The sequence below is a fragment of the Streptomyces colwelliae genome, assembly GCF_048158785.1.
Lineage (GTDB): Bacteria > Actinomycetota > Actinomycetes > Streptomycetales > Streptomycetaceae > Streptomyces.
Map to the genome: position 1 here is coordinate 1 of NZ_JBLTJC010000260.1, position 15075 is coordinate 15075.

Here is a 15075-nt window from a genome sequence, read left to right on the forward strand (position 1 = left end):
GGGTCGGAGGGGCGCGGGCCCTCGGGGCCGTCGGGGCCGACCCGCACGAGGCGTTCCACGCGGACGATGCGCGTCCGGCAGCCGTCGATCACGATCTCGTCGCAGCGTTCGGCGTCGATCCGGTCGGCCAGCCGGCCGTACTCCGCCTTGGTCTCCTCGTCGAGCTGCTCCATGACCGGTGCCATCACCCGCAGATAGGTGGTGAGCGTGTCCCGCGATCCCTGCGGGCTCGCCTTCGTCATCTGCGTCGGCGCCCAGTGGCCGTCCGTGAACTCGGCCGCGGTGAACTCGGCGGGCAGCAGCACACCCCCGGGATGCGTCTCCAGGGCGCGCAACGAGTCCTTCCGTACGGCGGAGGGAGCGGTGCCCTTGGCGTGGACCAGCGACAGGAGCTCCATGCGCAGGATGCCCTCGGACATCCCGGTCGGGGTGAAGGGGTCGATCACGAATCCCTTGGTACGGCCGCGGTATTCGTGACCGTGGCCGACCTTCGCCGGGTCGGGGTCGGACGGCCGGGGCGGCTCCGGTCCCGTCGGCCCCATCCGGATGAACTGGTCGCCCCGCACGATCCGGAACCGGCGGCCGAGCACCGTGAGTTCGTCCAGGGCCTCCCAGTCCAGCCGCTCGGCGTTCCGCAACCACTCCCGCTGTGTCTCCGTGTCGCCCGCGTCCTCGGCTTCCCGTGCCCATCCGCGGAACATCATGGCCATGGTGTCGCGGGAGCCCTGTGGGTAGGCGCTGGAGAAGAGGGAGATGATCTGCCAGCCGCCGGTCTCCAGCTCCTCGGCCACTCCGAACACCGGGCCACCACCGCCGAGGACGTTCGGATAGGCCTTGCGGGCCTGCCACGCCTCCACGTCCGCGAGGGCAGCCGCCGGGGCGTCCGGCTGGGCTTCCATCCTGATCATCCGGTATCCGGGAACCTGATCACCGTGCTCAGACATGCTTCCAGCATGCCCGGAGCGGGGGACGGTACGCGACGAATCAACGCAACCGGCACACCAGTTGGCTCGCGGGGCACAGGTTCTGGCCAAGTATCCCGCGCTCCGGAGTGATAGACGTCGGACATGAACAACTCGATCGTCCCCTCCCGTCCGGCCGGTGTCCGATGACCGCGGGCGCCGACACTCCCGACAGCCGGGGCCGCACCGGCCTGCACCGCACCGGCCTCGACCTGACCGGCAACCCGCGCGTCAAGGTCCGCGACGTGACACTGCTGTCCAGCCACTGGTACGTCGAGCGGACCACCACCTTCGACTTCCAGCACGGCGACGGCACCTGGACCACCCAGGAGCGCGAGACCCACGACCGCGGCAACGGCGCGACCCTGCTCCTCTACGACGCCGAGCGCGAAATGGTCCTGCTCACCCGCCAGTTCCGCTTCCCCGTGTATGTCAACGGCCACCCCGACGGCATGCTCGTCGAGACACCGGGCGGACTCCTCGACGACGAGGACGAGCACCCGGAGGAGGCCGTACGGCGCGAGGTGGTGGAGGAGACCGGGCACACCGTCGGCGAGGTGGAGCACGTTTTCGACGTCTACATGAGCCCCGGCTCGGTCACCGAACGCATCGGTTTCTACGCCGCCTCCTACGGCCCCTCGACCCGCACCCACGAGGGCGGTGGCCTCCAGGAGGAGGGCGAGGACATCGAGATCCTCGAACTGCCCTTCCGCAGAGCCCTGGAGATGATCCGCACCGGGGAGATCGCCGACGCCAAGACGATCATGCTGCTCCAATGGGCCGCGCTGGACGGGCCGTTCGCCAAGTAGCCGTCCAGGGCCTTGACTTGAAGTGCGCTTCAAGAGGAAGACTCCCGTTCGCGCCCGGAGGACCGGGTGCGAACGGGAGGGGTCACCATGAAGTACCGCACCATAGGCACCGATCCGGCCCACCGGCGTGAGGTGAGCGTGCTCGCGCTCGGCGCGATGCTGTTCGGCTCCCGCACCGACGAGGAGACCTCCTTCGCCGTACTCGACCGCTATGTCGAGGCCGGCGGGAACTTCATCGACACGTCCGACAACTACGCCTTCTGGCACGACGGCAGCCAGGGCGGCCAGAGCGAGAAGCTGCTCGGACGGTGGCGGCGCAGCCGCGGCATCGGCGACGAGATCGTGATCGCCACCAAGCTCGGCGCCCGCCCCCTGGCACCCGGCACGGGCTTCGTCGACAACCCGGAGGGCCTCTCCGCGAAGGTCATCCGCGAGTCGGCCGAGCGCAGCCGCGAACGCCTCGGCGTGGACAAGCTGGATCTGCTGTACGCGCACATCGAGGACCACGGGGTGCCGGTACAGGAAACCGTCGAAGGCTTCGCCGAGTTGGTGGCCGAGGGCACGGTCGGTCTCCTGGGCGTCAGCAACCACGCCGCCTGGCGCGTGGAACGGGCCCGCGCGCTCGCCGCCGCGGCCGGCCTGCCCGGCTACGAGGTCCTCCAGTACCAGCACAGCTATCTGCGCCCCCGGACGGACCTGCCCTCCGGACTCTTCCCCGACGGCAGTCTCGGCAGCGCCGGCCCGGACCTGCTCGGCTATCTGCGCGCCGAGCCCGCCCTCACCCTGGTCGCCTACTCACCGCTGCTGGCCGGCGCCTACACCCGCGAGGACAAACCCCTGTCCGCCGACTACGACCACCCGGGCACCCCGGCCCGCCTCGCCACGCTGCGGGAAGTGGCGAGGGAGACCGGGGCGAGTGTCAACCAGGTCGTGCTGGCATGGCAGTTGGGCGGTCCGCTGCCGGTCGTGCCGCTCGCGGGGGCGTCGTCGGTGGCCCAGCTGGAGGAGAACCTCGCTGCCGTGGACCTGGAGTTGACGGCTCAGCAGCGCGAACTCCTCGACTCCGCCGTGTAGTTCAGGGCCTGACCAGCAACTGGAAGTCGAACGCGTACCGGGACGCCCGGTAGATGTGCGTCCCGTACTCGACCGCCCGCCCCGTGTCGTCGTACGCCGTGCGCTGCATGGTGAGCAGGGCGGCGCCCTCCTTCTCGTCGAGGCGGGTGGACTCCGCCGGGGTGGCCGAGCGGGCGCCTATCGTCTGGCGGGCGCTGTGCAGGGTGATGCCGGCGGCGCGCAGCATCCGGTACAGGCCCGTCGACTCCAGCCGGGCGGTGTCGAGTTGGAGCAGGTTCGCCGGGAGGTAGTTGCAGAGGAACGCCACCGGCTGCCCGTGGGTGGAGCGCAGCCGTTCCAGGAGGGTGACCTCGCTGCCCTCCGGGACACCGAGGGCGGCCGCGACATCCGCGGTCGCGGGCACGCCCTCGTTGCGCAGCACCTCCGTGGTCGGTCCCTGTCCGGCCGACTCCAGGTCGTCGTAGAGGCTGCTGAGTTCCAGCGGTCTCTTGACCTGGCTGTGCACGACCTGGGTGCCCACCCCACGCCGCCGGACCAACAGTCCCTTGTCGACAAGGGACTGGATGGCCTGGCGGACGGTGGGGCGGGACAGGCCGAGGCGTACGGACAGGTCGATCTCGTTGCCCAGGAGGTTGCCCGGGGCGAGGGTCCCGTGCTCGATCGCCGCCTCCAGCTGCTGGGCGAGCTGGTAGTACAGCGGCACCGGACTGTTGCGGTCCAGGGCGAAATGCAGGGCATCGAGCGGGGACCCGTTCACGGCGCGGGGGTAGCCACCGGTCTTCGCCACTGAGGGCACCTCCTCACGGATCGTGACGGATGGTCAGGAGTTGCTGGGGAAACCGAGGTTGATGCCACCGTCGGCCGGGTCCGGCCAGCGGGTGGTGATCACCTTGCCCTGCGTGTAGAAGGCGACGCCGTCGTTGCCGTAGACGTGGAGGTCCCCGAAGAGGGAGTCCTTCCAGCCGCCGAAGGAGTGGTAGCCGACGGGCACCGGGATCGGCACGTTCACGCCGACCATGCCTGCCTTGACCTCCATCTGGAAGCGGCGGGCCGCACCGCCGTCACGGGTGAAGATCGCGGTGCCGTTGCCCCAACGGGAGCTGTTGATCAGGGTGATGGCCTCGTCGTAGGACTCGGCGCGGACGACGACCAGGACCGGGCCGAAGATCTCGTCCTTGTACGCGTCCGCCGTCAGCGGCACCTTGTCGAGGAGGGAGACGCCGAGGAAGAAGCCGTCCTCGTGGCCCTCGACCGAGAAGCCGGTGCCGTCGACGACGACCTCGGCGCCCTGCGCGGCGGCCGACGCGACGTACGAGGCGACCTTGTCGCGGTGCTCGCGGGTGATGAGCGGGCCCATCTCGGACGCCGGGTCGTTGCCGGGGCCGATGCGCAGGTTGCCGGCGCGCTCGGCGATCTTGGTGACCAGCTCGTCGCCGGTGTCGCCGACGGCGACCACGACGGAGACGGCCATGCAGCGCTCGCCGGCCGAACCGTAGGCCGCGTTGATCGCCTGGTCCGCCGCGAAGTCCAGGTCCGCGTCCGGGAGGACCAGCATGTGGTTCTTGGCGCCGCCGAGCGCCTGCACGCGCTTGCCGTGCTCAACTGCCTTGAGCTGGATGTACTTCGCGATCGGCGTCGAGCCGACGAAGGAGACGGCCTCGATGTCCGGGTGCTCCAGGATGCGGTCGACGGCCACCTTGTCGCCCTGCACGACGTTCAGGACGCCCTGGGGCAGGCCCGCCTCGGAGGCGAGTTCGGCCAGGCGGTAGGACGCCGACGGGTCCTTCTCGCTCGGCTTCAGGATGAAGGTGTTACCGGTCGCGATGGCGAGGGGGAACATCCACATCGGCACCATGGCCGGGAAGTTGAACGGTGTGATGCCCGCGACCACGCCCAGGGGCTGGCGGATCGAGGCCACGTCGACGCGCGTCGAGACCTGCGTCGACAGCTCGCCCTTCAGCTGCACGCTGATGCCACAGGCCAGTTCGACGATCTCCATGCCGCGCGCGACCTCGCCGAGCGCGTCCGAGTGGACCTTGCCGTGCTCGGCGGTGATCAGCTCGGCGATCTCGTCGCGGTGCGCGTCCAGCAGCTCGCGGTACTTGAACAGGATCGTGGTGCGCTTGGCGAGGGAGGCGACGCCCCAGCTCTCGAACGCGGCCTTCGCGGAGGAGACGGCGGCGTCCACCTCGTCGACGCTCGCGAAGCCGACCTGCTTCTCCTGCGCGCCGGTCGCCGGGTTGTACACGGGGCCGAAACGGCCCGAGGTGCTCTCGACGGGCTTGCCGTCGATCCAGTGGGTGATCGTCTTCATGGTGCACGTGCCTTTCGGGGGAGGGGAGTTCAGAGGTGACGGCGACGGTCGGCGACCTGGCGGTCGTACTCCTCGCGGGCCTGCAGGGCCGATGCGCGCGAGGCGGTCTCGGCGACCGGTACGTCCCACCAGGCCTCGGCCGGGGGAGCGGTCGGGGTGGCGGTGTCGGTCTCGACGTAGACGCAGGTCGGCCGGTCGGAGGCGCGGGCCGTGGCGAGCGCCTCGCGCAGTTCACGCACCGTCTTGACGCGCAGGACGTCCATGCCGAGGCTGGCCACGTTGGCGGCGAGGTCGACCGGGAGTGGGGCGCCGGTGAATGAACCATCGGTAGGCGAACGGTGGCGGTACGCCGTGCCGAAGCGCTCGCCGCCGACGGACTCGGAGAGGCCGCCGATGGAGGCGTAGCCGTGGTTCTGGATCAGGACCAGGTTGACGGGGAGGCCCTCCTGGACCGCCGTGACGATCTCGGTCGGCATCATCAGGTACGTGCCGTCGCCGACCAGCGACCACACGGGGGTGTCGGGGGCCGCCTGCTGGACGCCGATGCCGGCCGGGATCTCGTAGCCCATGCAGGAGAAGCCGTATTCGAGGTGGTATTGGCGCGGCGAGCGCGCCCGCCACAGCTTGTGCAGGTCGCCGGGGAGCGAACCGGCCGCGTTGATCACCACGTCGTCGTCGCCGACGACCGCGTCGAGGGCGCCGAGGAGTTGGGTCTGGGTCGGTACGGCGTTCTCGTCGGGGGCGGTGAACGCGGTGTCAACAACCCGCTCCCAGCGCTCCTTGCCCTCGCGGTACTCGGCCTCGTAAACCGAGTTCACACGGTGACCGGCGAGTGCCTCGGTCAACGCGGTGAGTCCCGCCCTCGCGTCGCACACCAGGGTGCGCGCGGCGAGCTTGTGGGCGTCGAACGCGGTGATGTTGAGGTTGACGAACCGCACGGCTGGGTTCTGGAACAGCGTGTGGGAGGCCGTCGTGAAGTCCGTGTACCGGGTGCCGACGCCGATCACCAGATCCGCCGTGCGCGCGATGTCGTCGCTGACCGCGGTGCCGGTGTGGCCGATGCCGCCCAGGTCGGCCGGGTGGTCGTACCGGAGCGAGCCCTTGCCCGCCTGCGTGGAGGCGACCGGGATGCCGGTGGCGTCCACCAGCGCCTTCAGCGCCTCCTCGGCGCGGCTGTGGTGGATGCCGCCGCCCGCGACGATCACCGGGCGCTCGGCGGAACGGATGGCCTCGACGGCCTCCGCCAGCTCGAAGGGATCGGCCGCCGGACGCCGTACGTGCCACACGCGGTCGGCGAAGAACTCCTCCGGCCAGTCGTACGCCTCGGCCTGAACGTCCTGCGGGAGAGCGAGAGTTACCGCTCCCGTCTCGACCGGGTCGGCCAGGACGCGCATCGCGTTCAGCGCGGCCGGGATCAGGGCCTCGGGGCGCATGACGCGGTCGAAGTAGCGGGAGACCGGGCGCAGCGTGTCGTTGACCGAGAGGTCGGCCTCGACCGGGTGCTCCAGCTGCTGGAGCAGCGGGTCGGCGGCGCGGGTCGCGAAGTAGTCGCCGGGCAGGAGCAGGACGGGGAGCCGGTTGATCGTGGCCAGCGCGGCGCCCGTGACCAGGTTGGTGGCGCCCGGTCCGATCGACGTCGTGACCGCCTGCGCGGAGAGCCGGTCCAGCTGGCGGGCGTAGCCGACCGCCGCGTGCACCATGGCCTGTTCGTTGCGGCCCTGGTGGAACGGCATCGTGTCCTCGCCGGCTTCGAGCAGCGCCTGGCCGAGTCCGGCGACGTTGCCATGGCCGAAGATGCCCCAGGTGCCGGCGATCAGCCGGTGCCGAACGCCGTCGCGCTCGGTGTACTGGACCGACAGGAACTGCACCAGGGCCTGGGCGACGGTCAGGCGGCGGGTGGGGGTGGTCATCAGGACTTCTCCGGTGCCGTGTAGAGGGGGAGGCGGGGGTCGACGGGCTGCTCGGGCCAGGTGCCGCGGACCCAGGCGTGATCGGGGTGGTCGCAGATCAGCCAGGAGCGGTCGTCCTCGGGACCCGCCATGACGTTGAGGTAGTACATGTGGTGACCGGGCACCGCCATCGAGGGCCCGTGCCAGCCGTCCGGGATCAACACGACGTCCCCGCCCCGGACTTCGGCCAGGACGTCCGTGTTACGGCCCTGCCCGGACGGGGAGACGCGCTGGTAGCCGAGCCCGGGGGTGCCCTCGTGGTCGGCGAACTCGAAGTAGTAGACCTCTTCGAGGACGGACTCCTCGCCGGGCCGGTGCTCGTCGTGCTTGTGCGGCGGGAAGGAGGACCAGTTCCCGCCGGGCGTGATCACCTCGACCGCGATGAGCTTGTCGCACTCGAAGACACCGGCCGCGCCGAAGTTGTTGACCTGCCGCGAGCTGTTGCCGGTGCCGCGCAGCTCCACCGGCACCGACGAGGCCGGGCCGTAGCGGGCGGGCAGCCTGCGGGTGCAGCGGGCGCCGGTCAGCGCGAAGCGGCCGCCGCCGGGCGACGAGATCGTCGTACGGGAATCCCGTGGGACGTACGCGAAGTCGCTCACGGCGGTGAACACGCTCTCGCGGCCGTGGAGTTCGAAGGTGTCGTGGCCGAAGTCGTCGGCCGCGGAGACCGTGCAGCCGCCGGTGAGCGGGACGACGATCCACTCGCTGTCGTCGGTGTCGAAGCTGTGGGTGCCGCCCGGCGGCAGCTCCAGGACCCGCAGGCTGGAGTAGCCCCAGGCCGCCGACTCGGGGGTGACGTCCACGACGTAGGGGCCGCCGAGGGCCTTGCCTGCGGGAAGGTGGTACGCGCTCGTCATGGTGTGCCTCCGGTTCACAACAGACCTACAGCCGTGTCCACCGCCGTCTCCACGCTGCCCACGGCGGGGTACAGCAGGGAGCGGCCGACGACCAGGCCCTGGACGGTGGGCAGGCGCAGGGCCTTGCGCCACTTCTCGTACGCGCCGTCCTGGTCGTCCCCGACCTCGCCGCCGAGCAGGACCGCCGGCAGCGTCGACGTCTCCATGACCTCGGCCATGTCGTCCGGGTCGTCGGTGACGGGCAGTTTCAGCCAGGTGTAGGCGGAGGTGCCGCCCAGGCCCGAGGAGATCGCGATCGAGCGCGTCACGGCTTCGGCGGACAGGTCGTTGCGGACCTTGCCGTCGACCCGCCGTGAGATGAACGGCTCTACGAACAGCGGGAGTTGGTGTGCCGCCATGTCGTCGATGGCGCGTGCCGTCGACTCCAGCGTGGTGAGGGAGCCCGGGTCGTCGTAGTCGATGCGGACGAGCAGTTTGCCCGCGTCGAAGCGGAGGCGGGCGATGTCCTGGGCGCGGTGGCCGGTGAACCGGTCGTCCATCTCGAAGGCGGCGCCGGACAGGCCGCCGCGGTTCATCGAGCCCATCACGACCTTGCCGTCGAGGACCCCGAGCAGGAGCAGGTCCTCAAGTATGTCGGCGGTGGCGAGCACCCCGTCGACTCCGGGGCGCGAGAGCGCGAGGCACAGGCGCTCCAGCAGGTCGGCGCGGTTCGCCATGGCCGTGCGGCGGTCGCCGACGCCCAGGGCGCCGCGCGCGGGGTGGTCGGCGGCCACGATCATCAGGCGGCCGCTGTCACCGAGCAGCGGGCGGCGCACCCGGCGGGCGGCCGCCTCGGCGATCGCCTCCGGCTGCCGGGCTCTGACCGTGACCAGGTCGGGGATGCTGATGCTCAAGAGAAGCTCCGTTCAGGGAAGGCTCGGGCGGCCATGTGGTCAGCCGCCCACGCGCGCGCCGGCGAGGAGGTCCTCGACCTCGGACTCGGTGGGCATCGCGGTGGAGCAGGCGAGACGGGAGGCGACGAGGGCGCCGGCCGCGTTGGCGAACCGCATGGACCGTTCCAGGTCCCAGCCGGACAGCAGGCCGTGGCACAGCGAGCCGCCGAAGGCGTCGCCCGCGCCGAGGCCGTTGAGCACCTCGACCGGGACCGGCGGCACCTCGGCGGTCGTGCCGTCGCGGTGCACGGCCAGGACGCCCTTGGGGCCCTGCTTGACCACGGCCAGCTCCACGCCCGCGTCGAGCAGCGCCTGGGCGCAGGCGCGCGGCTCGCGGACGCCGGTGGCGACCTCGCACTCGTCGAGGTTGCCGACCGCGACCGTCGTGTGCCGCAGGGCCTCCGCGTAGTACGGGCGGGCCTCCTCCGGGTTCTTCCAGAACATGGGGCGCCAGTCGAGGTCGAAGACCGTGGTGCCCGCCTTGTCGCGCGCCTTGAGGGCGGCGAGCGTGGCGGAGCGGCTCGGCTCCTCGCTCAGGCCGGTGCCGGTGATCCAGAAGACGCGGGCCTGGCGGATCGCGAAGTAGTCCAGCTCCTCGGTGCGGATCTCCAGGTCCGGGGCCTTGGGCTGCCGGTAGAAGTACAGCGGGAAGTCGTCCGGCGGGAAGATCTCGCAGAACGTGACGGGGGTCGGGTGGTCCGCGACGGGCGTGACCCAGCGGTCGTCGACCCCGAAGTCCTTGAGGGCCTCGTGCAGGTACGTCCCGAAGGGGTCGTCGCCGGTGCGGGTGATCACCGCGGTGCTGCGGCCGAGCCGGGCGGCGGCGACCGCCACGTTGCTCGCCGAACCTCCGAGGAACTTTCCGAACGTCTCCACACGGGCCAGTGGTACGCCAGACTGCAACGGGTACAGATCGACCCCGATGCGGCCCATGGTGATCAGATCGAAGGACTGGGCTGACTCGGCCATGCGCGACACTCCTCTGAGCTGCTGGGGGTGGGCGGGTCCAGAGGCCTGCCGCATCCCAGGTGTAGGTCTCGGAGGGGCTCCCTGTCAATAGTTTGTACTTACATTCGGACCTGCTCGTGAAATGATGTCTTAACAAAGTATTGACAGCGGACGCGACCGGGGATTTGATTCCGTCCCAGCGCAACAGCCGTGTTTCGCGGCGAACGACCCGGGGTCGACAGGCCCCGAGCCCGGATTTCTGCGATCATGACTCCCTTTCCCCTGAAGCACAGTGAGGTGCAGGAAAGATGGACCGTTCCACTTACTCCCGCTCGCGCAGAATGGCCCCCATCGTGGCGGTGGCCGCGGCAGCGGCCCTGACCCTCGCAGGCTGTTCCAGCAGCTCCGGTGGCAAGAAGTCCACCGAGGACTCCTCCGGCGCCTCCGCGGGCAAGGCGAGCACCCCTCGCATGACGGTCGCCCTGGTCACGCACCAGGCGCCCGGCGACACGTTCTGGGACATCGTCCGCAAGGGCGCCCAGGCCGCCGCCGCCAAGGACAACATCAAGCTCGTCTACTCGGCCGACCCGAACGCGGGCAACCAGTCGAACCTGGTGCAGAACGCGATCGACCAGAAGGTCGACGGCATCGCGGTCACCCTCGCCAAGCCCGACGCCCTGAAGGGCGTCATCGCCAAGGCGAAGTCCGCGAACATACCCGTCGTGGGCCTCAACTCCGGTGTCAGCGACTGGAAGAAGCTCGGACTGCTGGAGTTCTTCGGCCAGGACGAGACGGTGGCCGGCGAGGCGCTCGGCAAGCGGCTGAACTCGGAAGGCGCCAAGAAGGCCGTCTGTGTCATCCAGGAGCAGGGCAACATCGGTCTGACCCAGCGCTGCGCCGGTGTGAAGAAGACGTTCACCGGCACCACCGAGGTCCTCAACGTCAACGGCACGGACATGCCGTCGGTGAAGTCGACGATCACGGCCAAGCTCACGCAGGACAAGGCGATCGACTACGTCGTCACCCTGGGCGCCCCGTTCGCCATGACGGCCGTGCAGTCGCTGACCGACGCGGGCAGCAAGGCGAAGATCGCGACCTTCGACCTGAACAGCACCCTGACGGGCGCCATCAAGGCGGGCACCGTTCAGTTCGCGGTCGACCAGCAGCCGTACCTCCAGGGCTACTTGGCGGTCGACTCGCTGTGGCTCTACAAGAACAACGGCAACTACAGCGGCGGCGGTGAGCAGCCCGTACTGACCGGCCCGGCCTTCGTCGACAAGACCAACGTCGCAGCCGTCGCCAAGTACGCCGCCAACGGAACCCGGTGATGAGTATGACCCAGCACGCCGAGCCGGCGGTGACCTCACCGCCGGCCCCCGGCCCCAAGGAATCCGACGGCCGGACCGTCGAACGGCCCCTGGCGCTACGGTTGTTGGCGCGCCCTGAGGTGGGTGTCTTCCTCGGTGCGGCCGCGGTGTATGTGTTCTTCCTGATCGCTGCTCCGCCGGTGCGGGACGGCGCCTCGATGGCGAACATCCTCTACAGCTCGTCCACGATCGGCATCATGGCGCTGCCGGTGGCCCTGTTGATGATCGGTGGGGAGTTCGACCTCTCCGCCGGTGTCGCGGTGATCACTTCTGCGCTGACGGCGAGCATGCTCAGTTATCAGCTGACCATGAACGTGTGGGTCGGGGTGATCGTGGCGCTGCTGGTGTCGTTGGGGGTCGGGTTCCTCAACGGGTGGATGGTCGTCAAGACCGGCCTGCCCAGCTTCCTGGTCACGCTGGGCACCTTCCTGATCCTGCAGGGCGTCAACCTCGCCGTCACCAAGCTGGTCACCGGGAATGTGGCGACCGACGACATCAGCAACATGGACGGTTTCGACCAGGCCAGGAAGGTCTTCGCGACGTCCTTCGACATCGGCGGCGTCGATGTGAAGATCACGATCTTCTACTGGCTGGTGTTCGCGGCGGTCGCGACGTGGGTGCTGCTGCGCACGAAGTACGGCAACTGGATCTTCGCGGTCGGCGGCAACAAGGACTCCGCGCGGGCGGTCGGTGTGCCGGTGGCGTTCACGAAGATCTCGCTGTTCATGCTGGTCGGTTTCGGTGCCTGGTTCATCGGCATGCACCAGTTGTTCACCTTCAACACCGTGCAGTCCGGTGAGGGTGTCGGGCAGGAGCTGATCTACATCTCCGCGGCGGTGATCGGTGGTTGTCTGCTGACCGGTGGTGCCGGTTCGGCGATCGGTCCGGTCTTCGGGGCGTTCATGTTCGGCATGGTGCAGCAGGGCATCGTCTACGCCGGCTGGAACCCCGACTGGTTCAAGGCGTTCCTCGGCGTGATGCTGCTGGGCGCCGTCCTCATCAATCTGTGGGTCCAGCGCACCGCGACCCGGAGGTGACCTTCATGGCAAGCAACGAATCCGGCACCCACGGCGCCGTCCTCGAAGACAGCGCGCCGGCCGGCGCGGACGCGCCGATCGTCCAACTGCGCAACGCGGGCAAGGCGTACGGCAATGTCCGTGCCCTGCACGGTGTGGACCTTGCGGTCCGCCCGGGTCAGGTCACCTGTGTGCTGGGTGACAACGGCGCGGGCAAGTCGACCCTGATCAAGATCATCTCCGGGCTGCACCAGCACACGGAGGGCGAGTTCCTCGTGGATGGCGGGCCGGTGCATTTCACCACCCCGCGTCAGGCGCTGGACCGTGGTATCGCGACGGTCTACCAGGACCTGGCCGTCGTGCCGTTGATGCCGGTGTGGCGCAACTTCTTCCTCGGCTCGGAGATGACGAAGGGTCCCTGGCCGTTGCGTCGTCTCGACATCGAGAAGATGAAGAAGACCGCGGATACGGAACTGCGCAACATGGGCATCGTCCTGGACAACCTGGACCAGCCCATCGGCACCCTCTCGGGCGGCCAGCGCCAGTGTGTGGCGATCGCCCGCGCCGTCTACTTCGGCGCCCGCGTCCTGATCCTGGACGAGCCGACCGCGGCGCTGGGTGTCAAGCAGTCCGGTGTGGTGCTGAAGTACGTGGCCGCGGCGCGGGAACGCGGTCTCGGGGTCATCTTCATCACCCACAACCCGCACCACGCCTACATGGTCGGCGACCACTTCAGCGTGCTGCGCCTGGGCACGATGGAACTCTCTGCGGAGCGCAGCGAGATCACCCTCGAAGAGCTCACCAACCACATGGCGGGCGGCACCGAACTCGCCGCGCTGAAGCACGAGTTGTCCCAGGTCCGCGGCCTCGACGTCGACGAACTCCCGGACGAGAAGGCCCTGAAGGCGCCGGTGAGCGCGTCTCCCGAAGGGACCGCCTGACATGTCGGACCGTCCCTTCCTGGACCGCATCCGGGTCGGCTCCGCACCCGACTCGTGGGGCGTGTGGTTCCCGGACGACCCCCAACAGGTGCCGTGGGAACGGTTCCTGGACGAGGTCGCGCAGGCCGGCTATCCCTGGATCGAACTGGGCCCGTACGGCTATCTGCCGACCGACCCGGCCCGGCTCACGGACGAGATCGCCCGGCGCGACCTGAAGGTCTCCGCGGGCACGGTCTTCACCGGCCTGCACCGGGGCCCCTCGGTCTGGGACGCCACGTGGGAGCACGTCAGCCAGGTCGCCGCGCTCACCCAGGCGATGGGCGCGCGGCACCTGGTCGTCATCCCCTCCTTCTGGCGGGACGACAAGACCGCCGAGATCCTGGAGCCGCCGGAGCTGACCGGCGAGCAGTGGGCCCACCTCACCAAGGGCATGGAGCGGCTCGGGCACGAGGTCAAGGAGGCGTACGGACTCGACCTCGTCGTCCACCCGCACGCCGACACCCACCTCGACACCGAGGACCACGTCGAGCACTTCCTCGACTCGACCGACTCCGAACTGGTCAACCTCTGTCTGGACACCGGGCATTACGCCTACTGCGGCGGCGACAGCGTCAAGCTGATCGAGACGTACGGCGAACGCATCGGCTATCTGCACCTCAAGCAGGTCGACCCGGAGATCCTCGCCGACGTCGTCAAGAACGAGGTGCCGTTCGGGCCGGCCGTGGCGCGCGGTGTGATGTGCGAACCGCCGTCCGGCGTACCGGAGTTGGAGCCGGTGCTGATCGCGGCGCAGCGCCTTGGTGTGGAGCTGTTCGCGATCGTCGAGCAGGACATGTACCCGTGCGAGCCGGACAAGCCGCTGCCCATCGCCGAGCGCACCCGCAAGTTCCTCCGTTCCTGCGGTGCCTGACGACCCGAAAGGACGGCCGATGGTCATGAACTCGCGCGACCCGCTCGGAGTGGCAGTTGTCGGAACCGGAAAAATGGGGGCCGACCACGTCCGCAGGCTCCAGGACGTGGTCAATGGAGCCCGGGTGAGTGCCGTCGTGGACGTCGACGCCGAGCGCGCCAAACGGATCGCCTCCGGTATCGACGGCTGCACGGCGTACACCGACCCGACCGCGGCGATGGCGGCGGCCGACGTCGACGCGGTCCTGATCGCCTCACCGGGCCCCGCCCACGAGGCGGCCCTGCTGACGGCCTTCGAACACGATCTACCCGTCCTGTGCGAGAAGCCGCTCACACCGGACGCGGCCTCGGCGCTACGGGTGATGGAGGCGGAGCTGCGCCTTGGTCACCGCCGGGTGCAGGTCGGCTTCATGCGGCGCTACGACGCCGAGTACATGAAGCTCAAGTCCCTCCTGGGAACAGGCCAGTTGGGCAGACCGCTCATGCTTCACAACCGGCACCGCAACGCCGCCAGCCCGCCCTTCTTCACCAGTTCCATGCTCATCAGCGACTCCGTGGCCCACGAGACGGACGCGACGCGCTGGCTGCTGGGCCACGAGATCACGGCGGTGACGGTGCTGCGCCCGCGCCCCACGGCGAGCGCCCCGGACGACCTCCAGGACCCGCAGTTCGTCGTCTTCGAGACCGACGGCGGCGCGATCGTCGACGTCGAGATGTTCGTCAACTGCGGCTTCGGCTACCAGGTCCAGGCCGAGATCGTCTGCGAACGCGGCACCGCCCGCATCGGCGACAGCCACGCAATGGTCACCAACATGGCCGGCCGCTGGGGCGGCACCATCGCCCAGGACTACGTCGAACGCTTCGCCGACGCCTACGACCGCGAGATCCAGACCTGGGTCGACGCCACCCGCCGCGGCGAGGTGACCGGCCCGAGCGTGTGGGACGGGTACGCGGCGGCGGCCGTGTGCGAGGCGGGGGTGCGGGCGTTGGAGGAGGG

General features: G+C 69.6%; 14 protein-coding genes. 7 read left to right on the forward strand and 7 right to left on the reverse strand.

What is annotated here, in order from left to right:
- A partial coding sequence (locus ACNFOC_RS37540; protein ID WP_416963501.1) for a DUF5954 family protein occupies positions 1–944 on the reverse strand: 944 nt, incomplete at its 3' end.
- Positions 945–1108: 164 nt separating this feature from the next.
- Here ACNFOC_RS37540 and ACNFOC_RS37545 point away from each other — a divergent pair.
- Both ACNFOC_RS37545 and ACNFOC_RS37550 read left to right on the forward strand, forming a co-directional pair.
- Positions 1109–1771, forward strand: coding sequence for an NUDIX domain-containing protein (locus ACNFOC_RS37545; protein WP_416963502.1), 663 nt, complete (start codon positions 1109–1111; stop codon positions 1769–1771).
- Between the two features lie 87 nt (positions 1772–1858).
- A complete protein-coding gene (locus ACNFOC_RS37550; protein ID WP_416963503.1) occupies positions 1859–2845 on the forward strand; it encodes an aldo/keto reductase in 987 nt (328 codons plus the stop codon).
- 1 nt (position 2846) lies between these two features.
- Here ACNFOC_RS37550 and ACNFOC_RS37555 read toward each other — a convergent pair whose 3' ends face one another.
- The 6 genes from ACNFOC_RS37555 to iolC are packed head-to-tail and all read right to left on the reverse strand — an operon-like array spanning position 2847 to position 9866.
- Entirely contained in the window at positions 2847–3632 is a 786-nt protein-coding gene (locus ACNFOC_RS37555) for a GntR family transcriptional regulator (RefSeq protein ID WP_416963504.1), read from the reverse strand.
- Positions 3633–3665: 33 nt separating this feature from the next.
- On the reverse strand, positions 3666–5159 hold the full coding sequence (locus ACNFOC_RS37560) for a CoA-acylating methylmalonate-semialdehyde dehydrogenase (protein WP_416963505.1): 1494 nt from the start codon (positions 5157–5159) through the stop codon (positions 3666–3668).
- Between the two features lie 29 nt (positions 5160–5188).
- Positions 5189–7069 (reverse strand): 3D-(3,5/4)-trihydroxycyclohexane-1,2-dione acylhydrolase (decyclizing), encoded by a 1881-nt coding sequence (iolD, locus tag ACNFOC_RS37565; protein ID WP_416963506.1) that lies wholly within the window; start codon positions 7067–7069, stop codon positions 5189–5191.
- Positions 7069–7965: a 5-deoxy-glucuronate isomerase gene (iolB, locus tag ACNFOC_RS37570; protein ID WP_416963507.1), complete on the reverse strand. Its 897-nt coding sequence runs from the start codon at positions 7963–7965 to the stop codon at positions 7069–7071. The genes iolD and iolB overlap by 1 nt, the downstream gene beginning before the upstream one ends.
- A gap of 14 nt (positions 7966–7979) precedes the next feature.
- Positions 7980–8858, reverse strand: a complete 879-nt coding sequence (locus tag ACNFOC_RS37575) for a Cgl0159 family (beta/alpha)8-fold protein (RefSeq protein WP_416963508.1) — start codon at positions 8856–8858, stop codon at positions 7980–7982.
- Between the two features lie 39 nt (positions 8859–8897).
- On the reverse strand, positions 8898–9866 hold the full coding sequence (iolC, locus tag ACNFOC_RS37580; RefSeq protein WP_416963509.1) for a 5-dehydro-2-deoxygluconokinase: 969 nt from the start codon (positions 9864–9866) through the stop codon (positions 8898–8900).
- Between the two features lie 287 nt (positions 9867–10153).
- Here iolC and ACNFOC_RS37585 point away from each other — a divergent pair, with 287 nt between their 5' ends.
- The 5 genes from ACNFOC_RS37585 to ACNFOC_RS37605 form a co-directional block, all read left to right on the forward strand.
- Positions 10154–11173 (forward strand): sugar ABC transporter substrate-binding protein, encoded by a 1020-nt coding sequence (locus ACNFOC_RS37585; RefSeq protein WP_416963510.1) that lies wholly within the window; start codon positions 10154–10156, stop codon positions 11171–11173.
- A complete protein-coding gene (locus ACNFOC_RS37590) occupies positions 11173–12249 on the forward strand; it encodes an ABC transporter permease (protein ID WP_416963511.1) in 1077 nt (358 codons plus the stop codon). Before ACNFOC_RS37585 ends, ACNFOC_RS37590 begins: the two co-directional genes overlap by 1 nt.
- A 5-nt stretch (positions 12250–12254) precedes the next feature.
- The gene (locus tag ACNFOC_RS37595; protein ID WP_416963512.1) at positions 12255–13169 is read left to right on the forward strand and encodes an ATP-binding cassette domain-containing protein; all 915 of its coding nucleotides are present in this window, start codon (positions 12255–12257) and stop codon (positions 13167–13169) included.
- A 1-nt stretch (position 13170) separates the two neighbouring features.
- The gene (locus ACNFOC_RS37600) at positions 13171–14079 is read left to right on the forward strand and encodes a sugar phosphate isomerase/epimerase family protein (RefSeq protein WP_416963513.1); all 909 of its coding nucleotides are present in this window, start codon (positions 13171–13173) and stop codon (positions 14077–14079) included.
- Positions 14080–14104: 25 nt separating this feature from the next.
- Positions 14105–15075 (forward strand): Gfo/Idh/MocA family protein (locus tag ACNFOC_RS37605; protein ID WP_416963514.1); only part of this gene is annotated, 971 nt, incomplete at its 3' end.